This is a genomic window from Silvanigrella sp., from assembly GCF_044369315.1.
GTDB lineage: Bacteria > Bdellovibrionota_B > Oligoflexia > Silvanigrellales > Silvanigrellaceae > Silvanigrella.
Window position 1 is genome coordinate 1 of record NZ_JBIPMD010000177.1, and the last position, 7293, is coordinate 7293.

At 30.4% G+C, this 7293-nt stretch carries 4 protein-coding genes; 3 read left to right on the plus strand and 1 reads right to left on the minus strand.

Annotation, left to right across the window (positions count from 1 at the left end; all coding sequences use genetic code 11):
• Positions 1 to 108: 108 nt before the first annotated feature.
• Positions 109 to 843: a hypothetical protein gene (locus tag ACIQ56_RS12660; RefSeq protein ID WP_397601423.1), complete on the minus strand. Its 735-nt coding sequence runs from the start codon at positions 841 to 843 to the stop codon at positions 109 to 111.
• A gap of 257 nt (positions 844 to 1100) precedes the next feature.
• Between ACIQ56_RS12660 and pheS the strand changes: the two genes are divergently transcribed.
• The 3 genes from pheS to ACIQ56_RS12675 all read left to right on the plus strand — a co-directional run bounded on the left by pheS (position 1101) and on the right by ACIQ56_RS12675 (position 6806).
• Positions 1101 to 2225: a phenylalanine--tRNA ligase subunit alpha gene (pheS, locus tag ACIQ56_RS12665; protein WP_397601424.1), complete on the plus strand. Its 1125-nt coding sequence runs from the start codon at positions 1101 to 1103 to the stop codon at positions 2223 to 2225.
• Between the two features lie 33 nt (positions 2226 to 2258).
• Complete coding sequence (gene pheT, locus ACIQ56_RS12670; protein WP_397601425.1) at positions 2259 to 5087, plus strand: phenylalanine--tRNA ligase subunit beta; 2829 nt, start codon at positions 2259 to 2261, stop codon at positions 5085 to 5087.
• Positions 5088 to 5225: 138 nt separating this feature from the next.
• Complete coding sequence (locus ACIQ56_RS12675) at positions 5226 to 6806, plus strand: ArnT family glycosyltransferase (protein WP_397601426.1); 1581 nt, start codon at positions 5226 to 5228, stop codon at positions 6804 to 6806.
• Positions 6807 to 7293: the final 487 nt, after the last annotated feature.

Below are 7293 nucleotides of genomic sequence, written 5' to 3' on the forward strand. Positions count from 1 at the left end.
TTCTTTCAAAAGCAACTTGCTCTGACAATTTTAAAAGTCTATTTTCCATCTCCATTTAAATCTCCTCCTCAAAAGGAGATTTAATTCTGGATTTATGCTTTGTAAAAATCACTTATTGGGAGGACACCCATCACCACCTTTTCCGCCTATATAAGTTTCTGTTGAACTATCTCCATTATTATCAACGACTGCTTTACCACCGTTACCACCAGCTCCTCCATGCCCTCCAATTGCTCCTAGGCACACTTCTTCATCTGTATAAGGACTTATTTTAATATAATTATTTAAATTACTTTTATTTTCATTTGCTGCAGAAAATTTATAATTTCCAAAATAGGATTGCTCCCCTATACCACCAGATCCACCAGCTAAAGTAGCACTTTCAGCTTGTGGATATCCTCCATTAGAATGAGCCGCATTATACCAAGTATTATTTTGTGCATACCTCCCTAAAAAGCCAGGTTGACCTAAATTCCCAGAGCCATTATTTGCAGAGCCTCCGCTAGAACCATTTCCACCCCAAGAAGCACCACTCCAGTTTCCATCATAAAATTTTGCACCAGCGCCACCAGCTCCTCCGCCTCCACCCCCATTTCCACCGGAAAATCCAATAATTTTTACTGAAGTGACAAGTTCTGGAACAGTCCAACTTCCTTTAAAAGTGGAATAGCTCCCATCATTGTTTTTAGTAACCGTAAATAATTTTGTATTTAGATTATTTGGAATGGAAGGTGAGTTTACTTCTGGAGGGTTTACAACCAGCTTATCTTCTTTTCCTTTTAGTACACAACTTGTTAATAAATAAAGGGTTACAGAACTTAATAAAATACTATTTTTAATCATGAAATACCTCCAGTATGTTTTGACAAAACAAAAAAATAGTTAAATTGATTCATCAAAAAAAACCGCAGACAATATTTTAATCTTCTTTTTAATTGGACGAATTGCTTATAAAAGAAAATGGATTCCTTTTTTTACAGATTGCTATTTAGAAGAGTAAGTATATAAACTAATTGTCATAAATTGAAGCTGAAAATTATTTTTTGCTTTTATTTTCAGCAGGATTTAAATCGGATTAATTATCAGGAGAAGATAAAGTTATGTCTGGAACAGATGAAATTAAGCATATTTTAAACACCCCATCATCGACTACTTATCAAAACCTAGAGGAACTGAAATCAATCATCCATAAAGAAAGAGAAACTTTTTTTAATATGGTTGGCGCGGACGGAAATAGGGTACCTGATCTAAATATATTTACTCATGAAATTATTGAAGAAATTCGCATTCGTTTTAGTGGAAAAAAATCGCCATTACAAGAATGGTTAAAATCTCTTCGTAATATATCGCCTGAAGAGCGCAAAAATGCAGGCGCTTTTATTAATGAATTAAAAAATGAAATAGAAAGTAGTTTAAAAAATTTCTTAGAAACTTGGCGCAGTGAAGCGGAAGCAAAAAAATTATCCTTAGAAGTTGATGATATTTCACTTCCTTTACCTAAATTAAATATTGGTTCACGGCATCCTGTCTCTGCAGTCATGCGCGACCTAATGGAACCATTTCAAAGAATGGGATTTTCCATAGTAGATGGACCTGAAATAGATAATGATCTTTATAACTTTGATACTTTAAATGTCTTAAAAGATCACCCTGCACGTGAAATGCAAGACACTTTCTTTTTAGCAAGCGAATGGGTTTTAAGAACTCACACAAGTAACGTGCAAAGCCACGCTATGATGGAAAGAAAACTCCCTTTAAAAATTGTATGTCCTGGGTGCGTGTATCGAAATGAATATGATATGACGCACCTTCCTTCATTCAGACAAATTGAATGCCTTGTTGTGGATAAAGGGATTCATATGGGTCATTTAAGACATACTATTAATGAAATGCTCAATGCTGCGTTTGGTCGTCCTGTTAAGTTACGTTTCCGTTCTAGTTACTTTCCCTTTACGGAACCAAGCGCAGAAGTGGATGTTGAATGTCAGCAATGTTTTGGAAAAGGCTGTAGAAGTTGCAAAAATACAGGCTGGTCTGAAATTGGTGGCTGTGGTCTTGTAAATAAAAAAGTTTTGGAAAGCTGCGGTATTGATTCCTCAATTTATAGCGGATTTGCTTTAGGATTTGGAATTGATCGAATGGCAAAAGATCGGTTTGCCATTGCCGATTTACGATCTATGCTTGATGGGGATGTTTCCTTTTTAAAATCATTTTCCTTATCTTAAAACTATAAACAGATTAATAAAAAGGTAACAAACATGCTAGCAAGTTTAAAATTTGTAGAAAAATTCATTTCCCTTCCTAAAGTAACAAAAAATATAAATATAAATGGTAACCCAATCTCTATCTCTTCATTCGATATTGAAAAAATAAATCCGCTTTTAACAAGACAAGGCTTTGAAGTCGATGGTTTTATTATAAAAGGAGAGGGTTTAGAAACCGTTGTTGTTGGTAGAATTGAAAAAACGGAACCACACCCGAATGCCTCAAAACTTCAAATTTGCCAGGTTAATGTTGGCAATAATATAATAAATCAAATCATATGTGGTGCTAAAAATGCAAGGCAAGGATTGTATGTTGCAGTTGCATTGCCTTCTACTAAACTTCCAAATAATCTAGAAATAAAATCATCTAAAATTCGTGATATTGATAGCAACGGAATGCTTTGTTCTCGTGAAGAATTAGGATTACCTATTAAAACAGATACAGATGGTGATGGAATTTGGGAAATTGAAGAAGATAGCCAAGGAGGAGTTTCTAGCTCTGTATTAATTCATCAATTAGGAAAACCCATTTTTGAAGTTCTTGGTATTTCAGATATTATATTAGAGCTCAGTGTTACTCCAAACAGACCGGATATGTTATGCCATGAAGGTATCTCAAAAGAACTGACAGCTGCTTTTACATATGCAAATATTCCATTCAAGTTAAATGAAAACAATAATTACTCTAATAAAGTAACTATTACTGAAGAAAAAATTAAACACGATGCGATAAATCATTCCTCAGTAAATTGTGCAGGAATTTCATTTTCAGCAGAAAATCATTTAGGTGCACCTGCCTTTTTTATGCTTATAGATTCGATCCAAGTAAAACCAAGCCCTGCATGGCTTAGAAACTTAATTGAAAACTTAGGTCAAAATTCAATTAATAATGTAGTTGATGCTTCAAATTATATTCTTTTAGCCCATGGACAACCTAGCCATGCGTTTGATCTTGAAAAAATATCTTCACAAGATCCAAAAATAAAGAAATTAATATTAAGAAAAGCAAAACAAGGTGAAAAATTTACTGGATTAGATGGCAAAGAGAGAGAGCTTAACGAAACAGACGAAGTCATAAGTGATATTGAAGGAACTCAAGGCCTACTAGGCGTTTTAGGTGGAGAACACTCTAAAGTAACAGAAACAACAAAAAAGATAGTTGTTGAATTTGCAAATCCAAATCCTGTTTCTGTAAGAAGATCTTCCCGTCGCCATGCACGACAAACGGATGCAAGCTTTATGTTTGAAAAAGGGATAGATGCCTCTGCTCGATATCAAGCAGCCGCTGAGTATCTTGGTCTTATTTCGAATGAACAAAGCATAAAACCCATTTATTGCGGTACAGTTCACTCTCAAAATCCAAATAAAAAACCCGAAATTAAAACTGAGTTTCCTAAAATAGAGATTGAATTTAATTCTCTCGCACAAGAAAAAATATTAGGTGCAAATATAGTTGATTTTGATAAACAATTAAATATTTTAAAATCCTTAGGATTTGAATTATCTTCTACCTCATCACAAGCTTTTAAAGTAACAGTTCCAAGCTGGAGATCTCATGATATTGTTGGTGAAGCGGATCTTGTAGAAGAATTTATTCGTGTTGTTGGTATTGATAGTGTCCCTTCAACACCCATGATATCTCCATCAAATGTAAGTTATGATGACCCTCATTATAAATATTTAGAAAAAATAAGTGCTCGTTGTACCTCTTTAGGTTATAATGAAGTCATTAGTTTACATTTTATGAGAACAGATGATTACGAAAAATTAGGGTTAAAATCAATTCTTTCTCTTGGAGAACCTGTTGCGTTATTAAATCCAATTATTGGTGATGAACCTCTGTTGCACAATACTCTTATTCCTGATTTATTACGTAAAGTAACACGAAATTTAGGCTACGGAACAAAAAGTGGACAACTTTTTCATTCTTGTAGAACATTTCAAAACTACGATGTTTCAGGAAAAAGAGTTTTCATAGAAAATGGAAAAAGCATTGGATTACAAAATGATTTCAATCAGAAAATAGATGATAACTTAGAGTATCATTACTCACAAGGCTATGCTTACTCCAGAGAAAAAACCCAAGAAGGAAGACCAGTAGAAACACCTCGTTTAGCTGGCGTTGCTTTTGGAAATAAAACAGAGAAAACATGGCAAAATTCATCAGAAACAAATTGGTCGCTGCATGATATTATTGGCCATGTATATGACTTAATTACAAACCTTGGAAGTGAAATTAGTGTCGTAAAAATATCGGATACAAATGAGATCTCATCAGAAACAAAATTTCATCCTTTTGCAAGAGCATTACATCCTGGCAGACGAGTTGGTTTCTATATTTTAGATGAAAACAATCAATCTGTTTCTTTAGGATGGGCCGGAGAATTGCACCCTAAAACAATGAGAAATTATGATATTGATGTATCCTGTTTCGTTTTTGAAATAAATATAGCTGTTTTAATGCGTTCTTTAAGCAAACCTAAAATAGTGAAAAAACGCACTGCTGTAACACAAAGATTTCCAACAATATCTCGTGATTTTGCTTTCTTAATAGACGATAATGTAACAGCAAAACAATTAAATGAAGTTATCACAAAATCATTAGAACCTTTAATTATAAATGAAACCCCAGCCATACTTCAATCTGTCAATATTTTTGATATATATAAAGGTAAGAACATTGCTGAAAATAAAAAATCAGTCGCTTTTCATATTTCATTAGAGCCAACAGAAAGAACATTTAACGATAAAGATATTCAAAAAATTACAAATACGGTAATTAAAGCTGTAACCTCTGAATTAAGGGGAGAATTAAGAGGATAGTTTATTTTTTATAAAATAAACTATCTTTTTTTGCACTCAAAATGTCGTCATAAGCTCCTCTCTTTTTTTTCTCTAAATAAATAGTTATCATATTATATTCTTTTAATTATTTAATTTGTATTTAAATTGGAAACAAAATTGAAAGTTATAAATAACAATTTTATCTGGAAAAAATGGGAAATATATCCTATATTATTATTATTTCTTGTTATTCATTTTTTATGGAGCAAGCATTTTCCTATTGCTGATGTTGAGGCTTATTATTGGGATTGGTCAAGAAATTTAAGTCTTTCTTATTTTGACCACCCAGGAGCAGTTGCCTGGATTTGTCGTTTAGGAATTTTTATTACTCAAGATGAAAATAACTTACGTTTTTTTGTTCCTATTTTTAATTTAATTACAGTAATATTTTTAATTTTATCCTTGAATAAAATTTTATCATTAAAAAACAAAGAAACTACGATAAAACAAATTTTATATTTAGAAATTTTATGGAATATAATACCTGTATTTGGTATGCAAAGTTTTATTCTTATGCCAGATTTTTCATTACTAACATGCTTATCCATTGTTTTATTTTTATCTTTAAAAACATTAGAGACTATTCATTTTAAAAATAGAATTCCTATAAAATATGTCATTTTATTAGGTGTATTTTCTGGGCTTGGCTTCAATTCTAAATATCATATGATACCTATTACTTTTTTAATTATTTTTACAATAACCCAAGTCGTCAATTTTAGTAAAAAAAATTTACTTGTATTTCTTTCTGTTTATATTACGAGTTTAATAATAACATCTATGCCAACTATTTATTGGAATCTAAATAACAAATTCATTTCTTTTATTTTTCAATTAAATCATGGATTTGGTGTTTTTGATTTTTCTTTTAAAAACTTATTACTTTATATTATTGAATCCTCAATTTATATCACTCCAATTTTATTTTTTTATGGAATAAAAAATATTTATTTTATCAATAAAAAAATAAATAAAGTTGAGTTTCATGAAAAAATTATTTTATTAGCGCTTTCACCTATATGTGGAATTTTTATAGTTTTTTTAATTGCTTCCCTTTTTGATTATGTGGCTCCTTATTGGATATCACCAGCTTTTTTGTTACTTTTACCATTTTTTGCAATAGATATGAGCGAATGGAAATTTAATAAAATATTCATTCCTCTATTTTTAATACCATCTATACTTATTCCAAGTAGTCTTTGTTTTAAAGAAGTTAGAAAAATAATTGTGAATATTTCCGATGGAAATGCTGGATATAAATTGTTCTTTTGGTATTTAATTAATAATGACAAGATAAATAAGCTTGCAGGGATAAAACTACCAAAGTCTATTACACCTAAAGAACTAAATAACAGAGGTTGCAATCTAAATGATAATATTTTAGCTTCATTAAATTGGACTTGGACTTCTCAGCTTGCATATCACCTAAAAGACCATCCTTATGTTTATAATTTAAACTCAGATCAAAAATCATATTATTCGATTAGAGATGACTTTAAAAAATTTAAAAACTGCAAAATCACTTTAATTACAACAGATGAGCTAATGATAAATCATTTATATAAAATAGAAGATATTGATTATTTAAATGTAATTAAAATCAAACAATTTGAAAAAAAAGAGGAATATGGAAAAATAAATATTCTAAAAGGGATATTTATAGGTGATGATGAAAGCCTTTCCACAGCCGATAATTAAAAATCACAATTTAGACTTCAAATACAAAAAATACTACTTAACTAATTAATATTATTTGTATAATAATATTTCTCATTTTTTAATTTCTCCTTCCGATAATAAATAAATATTTTTTTATTAAAAGAGATTTAACATGAAAATAATATTAAAAATAAATATAATTATAATTATTTTCTTATTGTTCCTTTTTTGTAAAAAAGATGAGGATTCCTATAAAGAGCAAGAGCTAGAGCTATCTTATTTCTCTATAAATGATAATGAAGTCTTTATTGATAAAAAATTAAATATAATAATTACAAACTTAAATATTTCTAATGAAACTAATTTAATTATAAAATTCAACACCACAAAAGAGGCAATTATATCATTAAATAACAAAAATTGCTATGGACCCCATTTGAGTTGACACATGATTAATGTGAATTTTGATACTGTATTGGACTCATCATTGCAAGCCCGGAATGGGGTGCATGATGATTATAATCAT

What these genes read in the sequence shown, in the direction of transcription:
- ACIQ56_RS12660 (WP_397601423.1), bottom strand. Translation starts at nt 843, where the DNA reads ATGATTAAAAATAGTATTTTATTAAGTTCTGTAACCCTTTATTTATTA.
- pheS (WP_397601424.1), top strand. Translation starts at nt 1,101, where the DNA reads ATGTCTGGAACAGATGAAATTAAGCATATTTTAAACACCCCATCATCG.
- pheT (WP_397601425.1), top strand. Translation starts at nt 2,259, where the DNA reads ATGCTAGCAAGTTTAAAATTTGTAGAAAAATTCATTTCCCTTCCTAAA.